A 16197-nucleotide genomic window follows, 5' to 3' on the forward strand; every position below is an offset into this window, starting at 1 on the left:
GACCCACACCACCCCATTGCGTCGCACTGACGATTACACTGGGCGGCGTGCCTCAACTACGTCTCGCCCTGAACCAGATCGACGCCGGCGTCGGCGACCTCGCCGGGAACACCGAGTCGATCGTCCGCTGGACCCGGCACTCCGCCGAACAGGGAGCGCACCTCGTGGCGTTCCCGGAGATGGTGCTGACCGGGTACCCCGTCGAGGACCTGGCGCTCAGGTCGTCCTTCGTGGAGGCCTCCCGGGCTGCGCTGCGCGGGCTCGCGGCGCGCCTGGCCGACGAGGGCTTCGGAGAGCTGCCGGTGATCGTCGGCTACCTCGACCGCAGTGCGACCGCCCAGCCGAAGTACGGCCAGCCGGCCGGCGCGCCGCAGAACGCCGGTGCGGTGCTGCACCGCGGCGAGGTGGTCCTGAACTTCGCCAAGCACCACCTGCCGAACTACGGCGTGTTCGACGAGTTCCGCTACTTCGTGCCCGGCGACAGCATGCCGGTGCTGCGGGTGCACGGCGTGGACGTCGCCCTGGCCATCTGCGAGGACCTCTGGCAGGACGGCGGGCGCGTCCCCGCCGCCCGTTCGGCGCGGGCGGGCCTGCTGGTCTCGATCAACGCCTCCCCCTATGAGCGCAACAAGGACGACACGCGTCTGGAGCTGGTCCGCAAGCGGGCCCAGGAGGCCGGCTGCACCACGGCGTACCTGGCCATGATCGGCGGCCAGGACGAGCTGGTGTTCGACGGCGACTCGATCGTGGTCGACAAGGACGGCGAGGTCGTGGCGCGGGCGCCGCAGTTCTCCGAGGGCTGCGTGGTCCTGGACCTGGACCTGCCGGCCGCGTCGGCGGACGCCCCGACGGGCGTGGTCGACGACGGTCTGCGCATCGACCGGGTCGTCCTGTCGGAGGAGCCGCTCGCGCCGTACGAGCCCGAGCTCACGGGCGGCTACGCGGACCGTCTGGAGGACGACGAGGAGGTCTACTCGGCGCTGGTCGTGGGGCTGCGGGCGTACGTCGCGAAGAACGGCTTCTCCTCGGTCCTGATCGGCCTGTCGGGCGGCATCGACTCGGCGCTGGTCGCTGCGATCGCGTGCGACGCGGTGGGCGCACGGAACGTGTACGGCGTGTCGATGCCGTCGAAGTACTCCTCGGACCACTCCAAGGACGACGCGGCCGAACTGGCCCGCCGCACGGGTCTGAACTACCGCACGGTCGCGATCGAGCCGATGTTCGACGCCTACATGGGCTCGCTGGGGCTCACGGGCCTGGCGGAGGAGAACCTCCAGTCGCGCCTGCGCGGCACGCTGCTCATGGCGATCTCCAACCAGGAGGGCCACATCGTCCTGGCCCCCGGCAACAAGTCGGAGCTGGCGGTCGGCTACTCGACGCTCTACGGCGACTCGGTCGGGGCGTACGGCCCCATCAAGGACGTCTACAAGACGTCGGTCTTCCGGCTCGCCGAGTGGCGCAACCGGGCCGCCGGGGAGCGCGGCCAGACCCCGCCGATCCCGGAGAGCTCCATCAGCAAGCCCCCGAGCGCGGAACTGCGCCCGGGCCAGGTGGACACGGACTCGCTGCCGGACTACCCGGTGCTGGACGCGATCCTGGAGCTGTACGTCGACCGGGACCGGGGCGCGGACGAGATCGTGGCGGCCGGGTTCGACGCGGAGCTGGTCGCGAAGACGCTGCGCATGGTGGACACGGCCGAGTACAAGCGCCGCCAGTACCCGCCGGGCACGAAGATCTCCCCGAAGGGCTTCGGCAAGGACCGCCGCCTGCCGATCACGAACGGGTGGCGGGAGTCGCTCTGATGGGCCAGGGTCGTCAGGGACGGTTACGGGCCCGGCGGTCTCCCGCGCCTCAGGGTGCGGGAGACCCCCGCGCTCGCCCGGACCCGACCTCCAGCACCTGTCCCGGGAGCCTGCCATGCGGATCCATCTGACCAGTGTCTTCGTCGACGACCAGGCCAAGGCCCTCCGCTTCTACACCGAGGTCCTCGGCTTCGTGAAGAAGTACGACGTCCCGGTGGGCGAGACGGACCGCTGGCTGACCGTCGTCTCCCCCGAGGAGCCCGGCGGCACGGAACTGCTCCTGGAGCCCGCCGGTCACCCTGCCGTCAAGCCCTACCGCGACGCGCTCGCCGCCGACGGCATCCCGGTCGCCCAGTTCGCCGTCGACGACGTCCGGGCCGAGTACGAGCGCCTGAGCGGGCTCGGCGTCCGCTTCACCCAGGAGCCCCTGGACATGGGCCCCGTCACCACGGCCGTCCTCGACGACACCTGCGGCAACCTGATCCAACTCGCGACCCGACCACAGGAGTAGCCCCACGGCGCGGCCGCCCTCCCCATAGCGTCACCACCTTGACCGGTAACACGCCGGAGTGTCACCATCAATACCCGCTCAGGCGGTGACGCAGTCGGTGGACGGGACGCGGGAGAACGCATGGCGGAGATCCGCGGCATCGAGGTCGTCGTCTTCGACGTCCTCGGCACCATGGTCGACGAACCCGGCGGCCTTCGCGCGGCCGTACAGGAAGCGGCACGGCTGCCCGGCCCGGCGGCAGCCGACGCGCTCGTCGCCCTGTGGCGGCAGCACGGCGAGCAGGAGCAGGAACGCATCCGGCGGGGGCTGCGCCCGTACGCGAGCACCGAGGTCCTCGACGCCGAGGCCGCCCGGCTCGTGGCCGAGCGCGCCGGAGTCACCGATCCGGGGGGCATCGCCCGGCTCGCCACGGCGGGGCGGCGGCTGCCCCCGTGGGACGACTCCGTCGCCGGGCTGGAGCGGCTCGCCCGGCGGTTCCCCGTGCTCGGGCTGTCCAACGCCGCCCGCACGGCCCTGCTGCACCTCAACGCGCATGCCGGGCTGCGCTGGCATCAGGCTTTGTCCGCCGAGGCGGCCCTGGCCTACAAGCCGGCGCCGGAGGTGTACCGACTCGCCCTCGACAGCGCCGGATGCCCGCCGGAGCGCGTACTGATGGTGGCCGCCCACGCCTGGGACCTGCGCGGTGCGCAGGCGGCCGGCATGCGCACCGCCTACGTGCACCGCCCGGTCGGGGACCCGCCCACGGGCGCCGACGACTTCGACGGGTGGTTCGGCGAACTCGGTGAACTGATCAGCGCGTTGACGGGCGGTCAGGTAGCGTCGGGTCCGTCCTGAAGGGGGGTCCGGTCGTGAAGGGTCCGGTCATGAGTGAGCGCGCTGTTCCGGCGCGGGTGCTGGCCGCGGAACGCCTCGCCGCCGAGGCGGGGTTCGAGAAGAGCTGCATCGCGGAGGTCGGCAGGCTGCTGGGGACGGCCGCCGCTGCCAAGCCCGGCGGGGTCGTCGCCGAGAGCGGCACCGGATCGGGGGTGGGGACCGCCTGGCTGCACAGCGGACTCGGCGACGGTGCGCGGCTCGTCACCGTGGAGCGGGACGAGGAGCTGGCCCGGCGGGCGGCCGGGGTCTTCGCCGACGACGGCCGCGTCAGCGTCCTCACCGGCGACTGGCGGCTGCTCGAACAGCACGCCCCGTTCGACGTGTTCTTCTGCGACGGCGGCGGCAAGCGGGACGCTCCGGGGAGGGTCGTCGAGCTGCTCGCCCCCGGGGGGATCCTCGTCCTGGACGACTTCACTCCGTCGGCCGAGTGGCCGCCCCGGTTCGAGGGCGAGGTGGACGAACTGCGCCTGTTCTACCTGACCCATCCGGAACTGGACGCCACCGAAGTCCTCACCACGCCCACCAGTTCGGCGATCGTCGCGGCGCGGCGCGGGGCGCCCCGGTAGACGCGGCGGCGGCCCGCGGGAGGTGATCCCACGGGCCGCCGCCCACCGGTGACCGTCAGTGGTGCACCGCCTCCGCCTCCTGCGGGACGTGGCTCGCCACGATCCGCTCGCGTCCGGCGACCGGAGCCCGGCGCCGGTCCACCGCGAAGGCCAGCGACGCCACGGCCAGGCCGAGGACGGCCAGGGCCACACCGGCCACGGCCGGGGAGGTGACGCCGAAGCCCGCGGCCAGCGCGAGGCCGCCGATCCAGGCGCCGCCGGCGTTGGCCAGGTTGAAGGCGGCCTGGTTGGCGGAGGAGGCCAGGGATGGGGCCGAGGAGGCCTTCTCCATGACCATCAGCTGGAGCGGGGAGCCGGTGGCGAAGGCCGCCATGCCGAGCAGGATCACGGCCACGGCGGCCGTGAGCTCCGTGCGCATCAGCAGCGGGAACAGCGCCAGCACCGCCACCAGCGAGGTCAGGCCGCCGAACAGCGTGCCGCGCAGCGAGTGGTCGGCCAGCCGGCCGCCCAGCAGGTTGCCGGCGGTCGCGCCGACACCGAACAGCGCCAGCAGCAGGGTGACGCTGGCGTCGGCGAAGCCGGCGGCGTCGGTGAGCATCGGCGTGATGTAGCTGTAGGCCGCGAAGAGGGCTCCGAAGCCCGCGACGGTGGTGCCGAGCGACAGCCAGACCGGGAGGGAGCGCAGGGCGGCGAGTTCGCCGCGCAGGCCCTGGGCGGTGGTGTGCTCGTGGTCGCGCGGGATGAGGAGGGCCAGCGCGGCGATCGCCGCCAGGCCGATGGCGCTGACGCCGAGGAAGGTCGCCCTCCAGCCGAGGTTCTGCCCCATGAGGGTGGCGACCGGCACACCCAGGACGTTCGCGACCGTCAGGCCGAGGAACATCAGCGAGACCGAGCGCGCCTTGCGTTCGGGGGCGACCATGTTCGTCGCGACGACGGCGCCCACACCGAAGAAGGCGCCGTGCGGCAGACCGCTCAGGAAGCGGGCGGCCAGCAGCCAGCCGTTGTCCGGCGCGAGGGCCGACAGGGCGTTGCCCACGACGAACAGTCCCATCAGGCCGATCAGGACCGTGCGCCGGGACATCCTGGCGGTGACCGCGGCCAGCAGCGGGGCGCCGATGACGACGCCCAGCGCGTACGCCGACACCAGGTGGCCGGCGCTGGGTATCGAGATGTTCAGGTCGTCCGCGACATCGGGCAGCAGCCCCATCATCACGAACTCGGTCGTACCGATGCCGAAGGCGCCCACGGCAAGGGCGAGCAGGGCCAGGGGCATGAGTGAGCCTTTCGAGACTTGCTTGGAAATCCGTACGCGTATGTTCAAGTACGGAACAAAGTCTCTCAGGCGCGCTATTCCACGAGGTGACGCCTCGGTTGCGGATTTCTGACGGCAGTGCCCTGACCAGCGGGTTTCAGGAGCCGCTTGTGGTGACCCTCACACGGGCCGCGACCGGCAGATGGTCGCTGCCCGTCTGCGGAAGGGTCCACGAACTCTCCGGCTTCAGGCCCCGGACCATGATCTGGTCGATGCGCGCCATCGGGAACGACGCGGGCCAGCTGAAGCCGAAACCGCTGCCGGCCGCGCCCTGCGTCGAGCGCATCTGGGAGGTGACGGCGTTCAGCGCGCGGTCGTTCATGGTGCCGTTGAGGTCGCCGAGCAGGACGACGTTCTTCAGCGGCTCGTGGGCGATGGCCTCGCCCAGGTAGTCGGCGCTGCGGTCGCGCTGGCGGGCCGTGAAGCCGGCCTCCATCTTCACGCGCACGGACGGCAGATGGGCGACGTAGACCGCCAACTGCCCGGACGGGGCGGTCACGGTGGCGCGCATCGCGCGCGTCCAGCCCATGTCGAGGTTCACGTCCCGTACGCCGCTCAGCGGGTACTTGCTCCACACGCCGACCGTGCCCTGCACCGAGTGGTAGCGGTACGTCGACGCCAGCGCCTTCTCGTACGTCGGGACGGCGGCCGGCGTCAGTTCCTCCAGGGCCAGCACGTCCGCGCCGGAGGCGGCCACGTCACGGGCGGTGCCGGACGGGTCCGGGTTGTCGGCGTTGACGTTGTGCGTGACCACCGTGAGGTCACCGCCGGTCGCCGCCTTGTCGCTGAGCTGGCCGCCGAAGAGGTTCAGCCAGACCACGGACGGCAGCACCAGCGCGATCAGCGCGGTCGCGGACCTGCGGACCAGGGCGAGGACGAGCAGCACCGGGACGAGGAGCCCCAGCCACGGCAGGAACGTCTCGATGAGGCTGCCCAGGTTGCCGATCATGTTCGGGATGCGCGAGTGCAGCCCCATGACCAGGGCGAGCAGCACCGCACACGCGGTGACGAGCAGTCCACGCCGCCAGATCCGGGGGTCGCCCCGCCAGGGGCCCGCCAGCCGGTCGAACAGGCGCCGAAGCCGGGTTCCCCGGTGCTCGGGCCCCGAGCCGCCGTTGTCCGTCTCCGTCATGTACGCCTGCTGCGCCATACCGTCGCCTCACTGCCTGCCGTGCACACCATCGCCCCCGTGTCCTTACGACCCTAGGGGATGATCCGTTCCGTTCCCGCCGTCCTCCGACGGCCGTACGGGGGCGATGACGTTCGAGTCCCCGCGGGAAGTTCCGATCAGGCCCGCCGAAAGCGCCCTCTGTGACGAAACGCGCACACTAGGAGCCCTCGGAGGCCGATCTGACGGACAGTGAGCCGCCGGGCCGCAGCCCTTCGAGCAGGGTGTCGACGACCTGCTCGGCGAGGTCGTCGGGCAGGTCGGCGTCGGGGCGCAGCACGGCGCGCACGAGCACCGGGCCGACGAACAGGTCGTTCAGCAGTTCGAGGTCGAGGTCCGTGCGCAGTTCGCCGTTCTCCCGGCCGCGGCGCAGGACCTCCAGGCCGAGCCGGCGGCGCGGGGCGACGACCGTGGCGTGGTACGCCGCCCAGAGCTTCGGGCTGCTCTTGATCTGGGACTGCACGCTGTGCAGGATCGCCGAGGAGCGGTTGGCGAGGCCGCGCCGGCGCACCTGCTCCAGCAGGACCACGAGGTCGTCGCGCATGGAGGTGCCGGGCAGCGGCGGGTCCGGGGGTTCCGCGGCGCGCACGACGTCGACGAAGAGCTCCTCCTTGCCGCTCCAACGGCGGTAGATGGTGGCCTTGCCGACGCCGGCGGTGCGGGCGATGCGCTCGATGGACAGCTCCGCGAGGGGCACGCCCTCCTCCAGGAGCTTCATCACACCCTCGATGATGGCGCGCTCGACGGCCTCGCTTCTGGGGCGGCCCCTCGCGGGTCCGCCGTGCGGAGAGTGCCGTTCGGCGAGGCTCACGTCGCTGCGTCCTTTCCTGACCGGGTGGAGACCGTTCCTGGCGGTACGGAAGGTGAATTCTTCCGCAGGCCTACGCCCGCGTGTGCGTCAACTCCTTCTCCCCCTCGCCCTGCTGGGGCGCCGGCGGCTTGCCCGGCAGGAACAGCGCCACGACGACCGCGCCGATCAGGGCGACGCCCGCACCCCACAGGGCGGTGGTGTGCATCGCGTGCAGGAACGCGTCGTAGGCCGGGGCGACGAGGGACTCGCCGCGCGGGCCGAGCTTGTCCGCGACGCCGAGCGTGGCCTCGATGGACTCCCCGGCGGTGTGCCGCAGGGCCGGGGGCAGGACGCCGAGCTTGTCCTCGATGCCCGTGCGGTACGCCGTGGACAGCACCGAGCCGAGGACCGCGATGCCGAGGGCGCCGCCGACCTGCCGGAAGGTGTTGCTGAGCGCGGAGGCGGAGCCGGCCTTCTCGCGGGGCAGGGCCTGCATGATGACGACGCTGACCGGCGTCATGATGTGCGCCATGCCGGCGCCCATGAGGAAGAAGATCACTTCCAGGATCCAGATGGGGGTGTCCGCGTCCAGGGTGGCGAACGCGGCCAGCATGGCGGCGATGACGACCATGCCGGCCGTCGTCGTGACCCGGTTGCCGAAGCGGTCGACGACCAGCCGGGCGCGCGGCGCGAAGATCAGCTGGGCGGCGGCCAGCGGCAGCATCAGCAGGCCGGTCTGCAGCGGCGAGTAGCCGCGCACGCTCTGGGTGTAGAAGACGGCGAAGAAGGTCACGCCCATCAGGGCGAAGAAGACCAGCGCGATGGCGGCGATGGCGGCCGAGAAGACCTTGTCCTTGAAGTACGTGACGTCTATCGACGGGTGGTCGCTGCGCTTCTCGAACACGACGAAGGCGACGAGCACGGCGACACCGGCGCCGATGGTCGCCAGCACGGTCGTGTCGGTGAAGTCGGCGAGCTGGCCGCCCTTGATGATGCCGTAGACGAGCAGCACCAGGCCGACGACGGAGAGCACGACGCCGACGGGGTCGATCCGTCCCGGGTGCGGGTCACGCGAGTCGGGCACCAGCCAGAGCATCAGCGCGAGCCCGAGCACCACGATCGGCACGTTGACGAGGAAGACCGAGCCCCACCAGAAGTGGTCGAGCAGGACGCCGCCGGTGATCGGGCCGATGGCGACGGCGAGGCCGACACCGCCCGCCCAGATGCCGATGGCCTTGGGCTGCTCCTCACGCTCGAAGACGTTCATGAGGACGGCGAGAGTGGCGGGCATGACGAACGCGGCGCCCAGGCCCATCACCGCCCGGAAGGTGATCAGCTCGCCCGGCGAGCCGGAGAACGCGGCGAGCGCGGATCCGAGGCCGAACACGGCGAGACCGCCGATCAGCACCTTCTTGCGGCCCAGCCGGTCGCCGAGCAGCCCGGCGGTGAACAGCAGGCCCGCGAAGACGAGGGTGTAGGCGTTGATCGCCCACTCCAGCTCGCTCTGGGTGGCGCCCAGGCCGGTGGGGGCGGGGGTGGAGATCGTCTTGATGGCGACGTTCAGGATCGAGTTGTCGAGCACGACGATCAGCAGGCTGAGCATCAGCACGCCGAGGATCGCCCAGCGGCGACGGTGCACCGCTTCCGGTACGCGCGGGCCGGTGGGGGCGGCCGGGTCGGCAGGAGTAGTCATGTGTCCGAGCCTAGAACCATTTCGATACGAGACCGTCTCGTATTGGAATACTCTTACCCGGATCTTACGCAACGTCCCGCTTCCGGCTCCGGGCCGATACACACGGGGTCGTCCCTCCGGGGCGGAACTCTCAGTCGGAACTCACAGGGGCTCCCCTAGCCCTCGGTGGCACGAGGTGCCACCATGGACGTGGTCCGGGGACGCCGTCAGGGCGCCTCGAGATGACGTGTTAGGAGCCGTGCAATGACGCAGCTTCCGGCTGCCCAGACTGCTCAGACGAAGCCCTCCGACGGCGGCAAGGCGCTGTACGGGGGCAAGGGCACCCGCCGTATCACCGTGCGGGACATCGCCGCCGCCAAGGAGCGCGGCGAGAAGTGGCCGATGCTCACCGCGTACGACGCGATGACCGCGTCCGTCTTCGACGAGGCCGGCATCCCGGTGATGCTCGTCGGCGACTCGGCGGGCAACTGCCACCTCGGGTACGAGACGACCGTGCCCGTCACCCTCGACGAGATGACGATGCTGTCGGCGGCGGTCGTACGGGGCACCTCCCGTGCCCTGATCGTCGGCGACCTGCCCTTCGGCTCCTACCAGGAGGGTCCGGTGCAGGCGCTGCGCTCGGCGACCCGGCTGGTGAAGGAGGCCGGGGTGCAGGCGGTGAAGCTGGAGGGGGGCGAGCGGTCGCACGAACAGATCCGGCTGCTCGTCGAGTCCGGCATCCCGGTCATGGCGCACATCGGCCTGACCCCCCAGTCGGTCAACGCCATGGGCTACCGCGTGCAGGGCCGGGGCGAGGAGGCGGCCCAGCAGCTGCTGCGGGACGCGAAGGCCGTGCAGGACGCGGGCGCGTTCGCGGTGGTGCTTGAGCTGGTCCCCGCGGAGCTGGCCGCCGAGGTGACGCGGGTGCTGCACATTCCGACCGTCGGGATCGGGGCGGGCCCCGAGACCGACGCGCAGGTGCTGGTGTGGACGGACATGCTGGGCCTGACCGGCGGGCGGGTGCCGAAGTTCGTGAAGCAGTACGCCAACCTGCGTGAGGTGATGGGCGACGCGGTGAAGGCGTTCGCCGACGAGGTCGTCGGCGGCACGTTCCCGCAGGAGGAGAACTCCGTCCACTAGAGCCACAGCGGTACCACGGACAGCCCGTCGGCCTTCCCCCAGCCGACGGGCTGTTCCCTTTCCGCCGGGAGCACCCACTCCGCCGGCGGCACCGACAGGGCTGTCGGCGGCTTGTCGGTGATTTGTCGGTGGGCACTGAGACCGTCTGTCCCATGACGCGAATCGACACACGAACCGGCGACGCCGCTGTGACCGTGCGGGGGCTGGTGAAGCACTACGGGGAGACCAAGGCTCTGGACGGGGTCGACCTGGAGGTGCGCGAGGGCACCGTGATGGGGGTGCTCGGGCCGAACGGGGCCGGGAAGACCACCCTCGTGCGGATCCTGTCCACACTGCTGGCACCCGACTCGGGCCAGGCCACGGTGGCCGGGTACGACGTCGTACGGCAGCCGCGGCAGCTGCGGCGGGTGATAGGCCTCACCGGGCAGTACGCCTCCGTCGACGAGAAGCTCCCCGGCTGGGAGAACCTGTACATGATCGGCCGGCTGCTCGACCTGCCCCGCAAGGAGGCACGCAGGCGGGCCGACGAGCTGCTGGAGCGGTTCTCGCTGACCGAGGCCGCCAAGCGGCCGGCGAGCACCTACTCCGGCGGTATGCGGCGACGGCTCGACCTGGCCGCCTCGATGATCGGGCGGCCCTCCGTCCTCTTCCTCGACGAACCGACCACCGGACTCGACCCCCGCACCCGCAACGAGGTGTGGGACGAGGTCAAGGCCATGGTCGGCGACGGCGTGACCGTGCTGCTGACCACGCAGTACATGGAGGAGGCCGAGCAGCTCGCCACCGAGCTGACGGTCGTGGACAAGGGCCAGGTCGTCGCGGGCGGGGGCATCGAGGAGCTCAAGGCCAAGGTCGGCGGGCGGACCCTGCGGATCAAACCGGCCGACGCCCTGCACCTGCGGCCGCTCGCCGGATACCTGGACGAGCTCGGCATCACCGGACTCGCGACCACCACCGTGGACGCCGCCTCCGGCACCCTGCTGGTCCCGATCCTCAGCGACGAGCAGCTCACCGCCGTCGTGGGCGCCGTCACCTCCCGCGGCATCACACTCGCCGCCGTCACCACCGAACTGCCCAGCCTGGACGAGGTGTTCCTGTCCCTCACCGGCCACCGTGCCAGTGCCCCGCAGGACGCCACGCCCGCCGAGGACCGCGAAGAGGTCGCCGTATGAGCTCCGCCACCCTGTCCGCCCCCGCGACGAAGGACGACGCCCGCATCTCGCTGCGCGGGCACGTGCGGCACACCAGTGCCCTCGTCCGCCGCAACCTGCTCTGGATCCGCCAGGACCCGGAGTCGATGGCCGACGCGCTGCTGATGCCGGTCATCTTCACCCTGCTGTTCGTGTTCGTGTTCGGCGGCTCGATCGGGCAGGCGCTGGGCGGCGGGCAGGACCGGTACGTGCAGTACGTGATCCCCGGCATGATCGCGATGATGAGCATGACACTGTCCCAGGGCGTCGGCACCGGCTTCAGCCAGGACTTCAACTCCGGTGTCATGGACCGCTTCCGGTCCCTGCCCATCGGGCGCGGCTCGGTGCTGTTCGCGAAGATCTCGGTGGAACTGCTGCGGATGCTGTTCGCGACCGCGGTCCTCATGATCGTCTCCGTGGCGGTCGGATTCGACATCACCAACTGGCCCGGGCTGTTCGCGGCCGTCGCACTGTCCACGGCGTTCGCCTCGTCGATCATGTGGGTGTTCCTCACCCTGGGCGTGATCATGAAGAGCGCGCAGTCCGTACAGGCGATGGGCTTCCTGGTGCTGTTCCCGCTCCAGTTCGGCTCGTCGATCTTCGCGCCGACCACGTCCATGCCGGGCTGGCTCCAGGCCTTCACCGACTACAACCCGCTGTCCACGCTGGCGGACGCCGCACGCGGTCTGATGGTGGGAGGCCCGGTCGCGCACGACCTGTGGGTGACGCTCGGCTGGTCGGTGGCCATCACGGCCGTGATGGCGCCCGTCGCGATCCACAAGTTCCGCACCAAGAGCTGACCGGGCCGGACCGGTCCGATCCGCGTCAGAGCAGGGCGGTGGCCTCCTCGATGGACAGGCCGCCGCCCTCGGCGTACGCGGTCTCGTACGCCTGGTCGCCCAGCAGCGCCCTGGCGTGCCGCTCCGCCTGCGCGCGGGTCTCGCGCTCCTGCCACTGGGAGACGTGGCCGGGCGGCAGCAGGGCGTCGAAGGCACCCAGGCAACGGGCCGCGTCCGCGGCGCGCCGCCCGTCGTCCGAGGCGGCCAGCGCCCAGGCGCCGATGACCAGATAGCCCGAGCGCATATGGGGCGCGATGGCCTCGGACAGTGGGTCGGTGGCCCGCTCGATCCCTTTGCGGATCCGCTCCAGACAGTCCTCGTACCGTCCCTCCACGGCGTCCAGCCATGCCTCGGTCGCCAGGATGAACGCGTCGAAGACGATGAAGTGGGCGATGCGGAAGTCCTGGCGCAGCCGCCGCAGTTGCTCGCGCGCCTCGGCGAGGCGGCCCGTCATGCCGAGCCATCCGGCGAGGAACAGCCGGGCGGCGGGCATGGCCTCGCTGTGCGACTCCTCGTGCTGGGCGATCACCTCGCGCAGCAGCCGCTCACCCCGCTCGCCCTCGCCGGCCTCCAGCAGGGCGCTGCCCAGCCGGGCGCTGAGGACGGCCGCCTGGGCGCGGGCGCCGAGGTACTCGGCGTGGCCGATGGCCGCCTCGTAGTCGGCGGCGGCCAGGGCGTGCTCACCCCGGCGTTCGTGGGCCTCGGCGCGGGCGGAGAGGGCCTCGGCGGTGCCCCAGGCGTCGCCCAGGCGCCGGTAGATCTCCAGCGACTCGTCGGCGTCACGGGCGGCGTCGCCCGCCCAGTCGGTGCGGTTGGCTAGGAAGTTGGCCCGCATCTGGAGACCGGAGGCGAGCTCCCAGTCGAAGTCCGGGGCCTGCCGGCAGGTCCGGATGGAGGCGTCGATGATGACGCGCAGCCGGTCCATGTCGCCGGTCAGCATCACGGCGAAGAACCAGAGCAGGCCGGGGAGCCGGCAGTTCTGCGGCAGACCGGGCTCGTAGGTCCGGGCGATGGCGCGCAGCTTCTCCTGGGAGCGCGGGTTCTGCCAGGCGTCCAGCTCGGTGTCCATGCAGGCGAGATGGGCGAGGTGGATGCCGCGCCGGGCCTCCGCGAGGACCTCGCCGGTCATCGGGGGCGGGGCGTCGGTGCAGCGCTCCCACACCGCGGTCGCCGGGCGGACGGGCTCGGCGAAGGGGTCAGGGCCGAGCGCCATGACCTCGCGGCACCAGTTGCGCGCCTCGATGCGCAGGTCGCGCATCTGCCAGTACCAGACGAGGGACAGCGCCAGGCACAGCGCCTCCTGCTCGTCGCGGAACGCCACGGCGTGGCGCAGCGCCGTCCGCAGGTTCTCGTACTCCCGCTCCAGCCGGTGGATCGCGGCGAGCTGGCCGGAGCCGCGCAGCAACGGGTCGGTGACGCGGGCGAGTTCACGGAAGTACGTCAGGTGGGCGCGCTCGGCGTCGGCGCGCTGCCCGGACTCGTCCAGCCGTTCACCGGCGTACTCGGCGACGGTCTCCAGGAGCCGGTAGCGCATCTCCCCGTCGGCCGAACCGCCCGGCGGGGCGGCCACGACCAGGGAGCGGTCGACGAGGGAGCCGAGCGCCTCCAGGGCGGCCGGTCCGCACACCGCCTCGGCGGCGGGCAGGTCGCAGCCGCCGGCGAACACCGACAGCCGCCGCAGGACGTCGCGTTCGTCCTCGTCGAGCAGCTCCCAGGACCAGTCGACGACGGCTCTCAGGGTCTGCTGCCGGGGCAGGACGGTACGGCTTCCGGAGGTGAGGAGACGGAAGCGGTCGTCGAGCCGGTCGGCGATCTGGCGGGGGGTGAGCATCCGCAGCCGGGCGGCGGCCAGTTCGATGGCCAGCGGCAGGCCGTCGAGGCGCCGGCAGATCTCGGCGCACGCCGCGGGGTCGTCCTCGATCCGGAAACCGGGCCGGGCCGCCGCGCCCCGGTCGGCGAGCAGCCGCAGCGCGACCGGCTCGGGCAGCGGCTCCACCGGCCGCAGCAACTCCCCCGGTACGCCGAGGGGTTCGCGGCTGGTGGCGAGCACGGCGAGGTCGGGGCAGCGCGCCAGCAGCTCCTCGGTGAGCCGGGCGGCGGCGTCGGCGACATGCTCGCAGTTGTCGAGGATGAGCAGCATGCGGGGCCGGGAGCAGTGCTCGGCGAGCCGCTCGACGGGGTCGTCCAGCCGGTCGGCGACGGCGGCACGGATGCCCTCGGCGTTGGCGCCGTACAGCACGGTCTCGCGGGCCCCGACGGCGGTGAGTACGGCCTCCGGTACGGCGTCGGGGTCGTCGACGGGGGCGAGTTCGGCGAGCCACACGCCGCCGGGCATAGTCGCGCGCACGGCCTCGGCGGCCTCCTGCGACAGCCGGGTCTTCCCCGCGCCGCCCGGCCCGAGCAGGGTGACCAGCCGGGCCGCCGCGAGATCCCCGCGGATGGTCTCGATGTCGGATTCCCGGCCGATGAAGGAGGTGAGCCGGGCGCGGAGGTTGCCGACGGACCCGCCCGGCCCCCGGGGGGCGGGCGCGGGGACGGGCAGGTCCCCGAGGCTCAGCAACTCCGCGTGCAGGGCCCGCAGTTCCGGCCCCGGATCGGCGCCGAGGCGGTCGGCGAGGAGGCGCCGGACGTCCTCGTAGGCGTCCAGTGCCTCCGCCGCGCGGCCGACGTCCCGCAGGGCGCGCAGACGCAGCGCCTGAAGGGGCTCGTCCAGGGGGTGGCCGTCGCACAGGGCGGTCAGTTCCGGCAGGGACCGCTCGGCCTGGCCCAGGGCGAGGGCGGCGGTGTGGCGGGCGCGCAGCGCGTCCAGGCGTCGGGTGTCCCGGCGGGCCGCCTCGGCGGTGCGGTCGGGCAGGTCGGCGAGGGCGGGGCCGCGCCACAGGGCGAGGGCGTCGTCGAGCACCACGACGGCCTTGGCGGGGTCGCCGTCGGCCAGGGCCCGCAGTCCCTCGCCGGCCAGCCGCTCGAACCGGTGCAGGTCGACGTCGTCGGGGGCGGCCGTGAGCCGGTAACCGCCCTCGCCGGAGGCGATCGCGGCGGCGCCGAGCGCCCGCCGCAACCGCCCGACCAGCGCCTGCAACGCGCCGGGCGCGTCGGCGGGCGGCAGCCCGCCCCACACCTCGTCGACGAGCAGCCCCGCGGGCACGGTCCGTCCGGCCCGCAGCGCGAGCACGGTCAGCAACGCACGCAACCGCGCCCCACCGACCGAAACGACCGTCCCGTCGGTGCGAAGCGCCTGCGTGGTGCCGAGGATGCGGTAGTGCACGGGCTCATTGTCTCCGGTGTACGGGGGCGGGTCACGACGGTTGACGGCGCGGCGGGCGGGTCAGGGGCGGGTATGGGGTGCGTCGAGGGCGTCAGGGGGGCATCGGTGGCGCGGGCGGGGCGGGGCGGTTCACGGCCGGGCGCCGGGCGCGGGGCGGGGCCCTTCACGACCGGGCGCGGGCGCCGGAGATACGGCGCCGGGCACGGCAGGTCTCTTCACGAACCGGCACCGGGCGCCGGAGTCGCGGCGGCCCCGGCGCGGCAGGGGCCCTCACGTCGGTGGGAGTGGGCCGGGGCATCGGCGGGGCCGTTCACGCACCCGCGTGGCGGCGCCGGACTCGGCCGGCCGGGCGCCGCGGGGGCGTGGTCGTGCTCAATGCCTCCAGCAGGGCCGCCAGGTCCGCCGCCTCGATGCCCCGGGTCTCCGCGCCGGGCTCCGCGCCCTGCTCCGGGATGCCCCGGGCCTCGCGGACGGCACGGGAGAGCCGGGAGTCCGTGCCCGGCACGTCCAGGGTCACCACCACACCCGACTCGCGCGAGCGCCGTCCCCGCCCGTCGGCGTCCCGCTCCCCCTCGGCCTCGGTGAACCACCGCGGGCAGCGCTCCACCGCCCGCAGCCCACGCCTGCCCGCCACCGGCCCGTAGGAGCGCGATCCGGGAGCGGTCTCGGCCCAGGTCTGGGTCAGCACCTGCACGGCCCGCACCCGCCCGCCGGCCTCGGGCCACCGCGCGCCGTGCCGCCCAACGGACAGCAGCCCCACCGACCGGGCCCGGCTCCCCGGCTTCGGGCGCCGGTCCTCCTCGGCGTCGGGATCCGCCCCCAGTGCCACCGGGAGGCCCGTCTCCTCCCGGACCATCCGCACCCCGGCCACGTCCTCCACCGGACCGGCGACCTCGGTGAGCTGGTCGCGCCAGCCGCCGCCCAGCACGGTGTCCGCGTCCAGGAGCAGCAGCGGCCAGCTCACCTCGTCCCCGACCGAGAACGGCGTGCCGCAGCACTCCATCTGCCAGTCCTCGTAGAACACGTGCCACAGCCCCATGAGCCCACCCTCCCCGGAACCGACCGCCCC

The 16197-nt window shown here is 72.7% G+C and carries 13 protein-coding genes; 7 read left to right on the top strand and 6 right to left on the bottom strand.

Going from position 1 to position 16197, the window contains the following annotated elements; translation table 11 throughout:
• Positions 1–47 precede the first annotated feature (47 nt).
• The 4 genes from QOL88_RS10910 (at position 48) to QOL88_RS10925 (ending at position 3752) form a co-directional block, all read left to right on the top strand.
• Positions 48–1802 carry an NAD+ synthase gene (locus QOL88_RS10910; RefSeq protein ID WP_097216250.1) on the top strand — a complete coding sequence of 585 codons (1755 nt, stop codon included), beginning with the start codon at positions 48–50 and terminating at the stop codon, positions 1800–1802.
• 115 nt (positions 1803–1917) lie between these two features.
• Entirely contained in the window at positions 1918–2313 is a 396-nt protein-coding gene (locus QOL88_RS10915) for a VOC family protein (protein ID WP_097216251.1), read from the top strand.
• A gap of 120 nt (positions 2314–2433) precedes the next feature.
• Positions 2434–3147, top strand: a complete 714-nt coding sequence (locus tag QOL88_RS10920) for a haloacid dehalogenase type II (protein WP_097216252.1) — start codon at positions 2434–2436, stop codon at positions 3145–3147.
• 29 nt (positions 3148–3176) lie between these two features.
• Positions 3177–3752 (top strand): O-methyltransferase, encoded by a 576-nt coding sequence (locus tag QOL88_RS10925; protein WP_097216253.1) that lies wholly within the window; start codon positions 3177–3179, stop codon positions 3750–3752.
• A gap of 55 nt (positions 3753–3807) precedes the next feature.
• On the opposite strand, the gene QOL88_RS10930 is transcribed toward QOL88_RS10925, so the two are convergent.
• The 4 genes from QOL88_RS10930 to QOL88_RS10945 form a co-directional block, all read right to left on the bottom strand.
• Complete coding sequence (locus tag QOL88_RS10930) at positions 3808–5025, bottom strand: MFS transporter (protein ID WP_097216254.1); 1218 nt, start codon at positions 5023–5025, stop codon at positions 3808–3810.
• Between the two features lie 136 nt (positions 5026–5161).
• Entirely contained in the window at positions 5162–6214 is a 1053-nt protein-coding gene (locus QOL88_RS10935; RefSeq protein ID WP_097216255.1) for an endonuclease/exonuclease/phosphatase family protein, read from the bottom strand.
• Between the two features lie 178 nt (positions 6215–6392).
• A complete protein-coding gene (locus QOL88_RS10940; RefSeq protein WP_179878831.1) occupies positions 6393–7043 on the bottom strand; it encodes a TetR/AcrR family transcriptional regulator in 651 nt (216 codons plus the stop codon).
• Between the two features lie 70 nt (positions 7044–7113).
• A complete protein-coding gene (locus tag QOL88_RS10945) occupies positions 7114–8715 on the bottom strand; it encodes an MFS transporter (RefSeq protein WP_097216256.1) in 1602 nt (533 codons plus the stop codon).
• Between the two features lie 243 nt (positions 8716–8958).
• Here QOL88_RS10945 and panB point away from each other — a divergent pair, with 243 nt between their 5' ends.
• The 3 genes from panB to QOL88_RS10960 all read left to right on the top strand — a co-directional run bounded on the left by panB (position 8959) and on the right by QOL88_RS10960 (position 11824).
• On the top strand, positions 8959–9834 hold the full coding sequence (gene panB, locus QOL88_RS10950; RefSeq protein WP_097216257.1) for a 3-methyl-2-oxobutanoate hydroxymethyltransferase: 876 nt from the start codon (positions 8959–8961) through the stop codon (positions 9832–9834).
• Between the two features lie 152 nt (positions 9835–9986).
• Positions 9987–11006, top strand: a complete 1020-nt coding sequence (locus QOL88_RS10955) for an ATP-binding cassette domain-containing protein (protein WP_097216258.1) — start codon at positions 9987–9989, stop codon at positions 11004–11006.
• Positions 11003–11824 carry an ABC transporter permease gene (locus QOL88_RS10960; RefSeq protein WP_097216259.1) on the top strand — a complete coding sequence of 274 codons (822 nt, stop codon included), beginning with the start codon at positions 11003–11005 and terminating at the stop codon, positions 11822–11824. The genes QOL88_RS10955 and QOL88_RS10960 overlap by 4 nt, the downstream gene beginning before the upstream one ends.
• Positions 11825–11849: 25 nt before the next feature.
• On the opposite strand, the gene QOL88_RS10965 is transcribed toward QOL88_RS10960, so the two are convergent.
• Together QOL88_RS10965 and QOL88_RS10970 are read right to left on the bottom strand one after the other, a co-directional pair.
• On the bottom strand, positions 11850–15128 hold the full coding sequence (locus QOL88_RS10965) for an ATP-binding protein (protein ID WP_097216260.1): 3279 nt from the start codon (positions 15126–15128) through the stop codon (positions 11850–11852).
• 310 nt (positions 15129–15438) lie between these two features.
• Positions 15439–16167 (bottom strand): DUF6578 domain-containing protein, encoded by a 729-nt coding sequence (locus QOL88_RS10970; RefSeq protein ID WP_097216261.1) that lies wholly within the window; start codon positions 16165–16167, stop codon positions 15439–15441.
• Between the last annotated feature and the right edge of the window lie 30 nt (positions 16168–16197).

It is taken from the genome of Streptomyces sp. Ag82_O1-12 (genome assembly GCF_900182715.1).
GTDB lineage: Bacteria > Actinomycetota > Actinomycetes > Streptomycetales > Streptomycetaceae > Streptomyces > Streptomyces massasporeus.

Bases quoted from the DNA above. Each gene is read 5' to 3' on its own strand.
- QOL88_RS10915 (WP_097216251.1), top strand. From the start codon at position 1,918: ATGCGGATCCATCTGACCAGTGTCTTCGTCGACGACCAGGCCAAGGCC.
- QOL88_RS10920 (WP_097216252.1), top strand. From the start codon at position 2,434: ATGGCGGAGATCCGCGGCATCGAGGTCGTCGTCTTCGACGTCCTCGGC.
- QOL88_RS10925 (WP_097216253.1), top strand. From the start codon at position 3,177: ATGAGTGAGCGCGCTGTTCCGGCGCGGGTGCTGGCCGCGGAACGCCTC.
- QOL88_RS10930 (WP_097216254.1), bottom strand. From the start codon at position 5,025: ATGCCCCTGGCCCTGCTCGCCCTTGCCGTGGGCGCCTTCGGCATCGGT.
- QOL88_RS10935 (WP_097216255.1), bottom strand. From the start codon at position 6,214: ATGGCGCAGCAGGCGTACATGACGGAGACGGACAACGGCGGCTCGGGG.
- QOL88_RS10945 (WP_097216256.1), bottom strand. From the start codon at position 8,715: ATGACTACTCCTGCCGACCCGGCCGCCCCCACCGGCCCGCGCGTACCG.
- panB (WP_097216257.1), top strand. From the start codon at position 8,959: ATGACGCAGCTTCCGGCTGCCCAGACTGCTCAGACGAAGCCCTCCGAC.
- QOL88_RS10955 (WP_097216258.1), top strand. From the start codon at position 9,987: ATGACGCGAATCGACACACGAACCGGCGACGCCGCTGTGACCGTGCGG.
- QOL88_RS10960 (WP_097216259.1), top strand. From the start codon at position 11,003: ATGAGCTCCGCCACCCTGTCCGCCCCCGCGACGAAGGACGACGCCCGC.
- QOL88_RS10970 (WP_097216261.1), bottom strand. From the start codon at position 16,167: ATGGGGCTGTGGCACGTGTTCTACGAGGACTGGCAGATGGAGTGCTGC.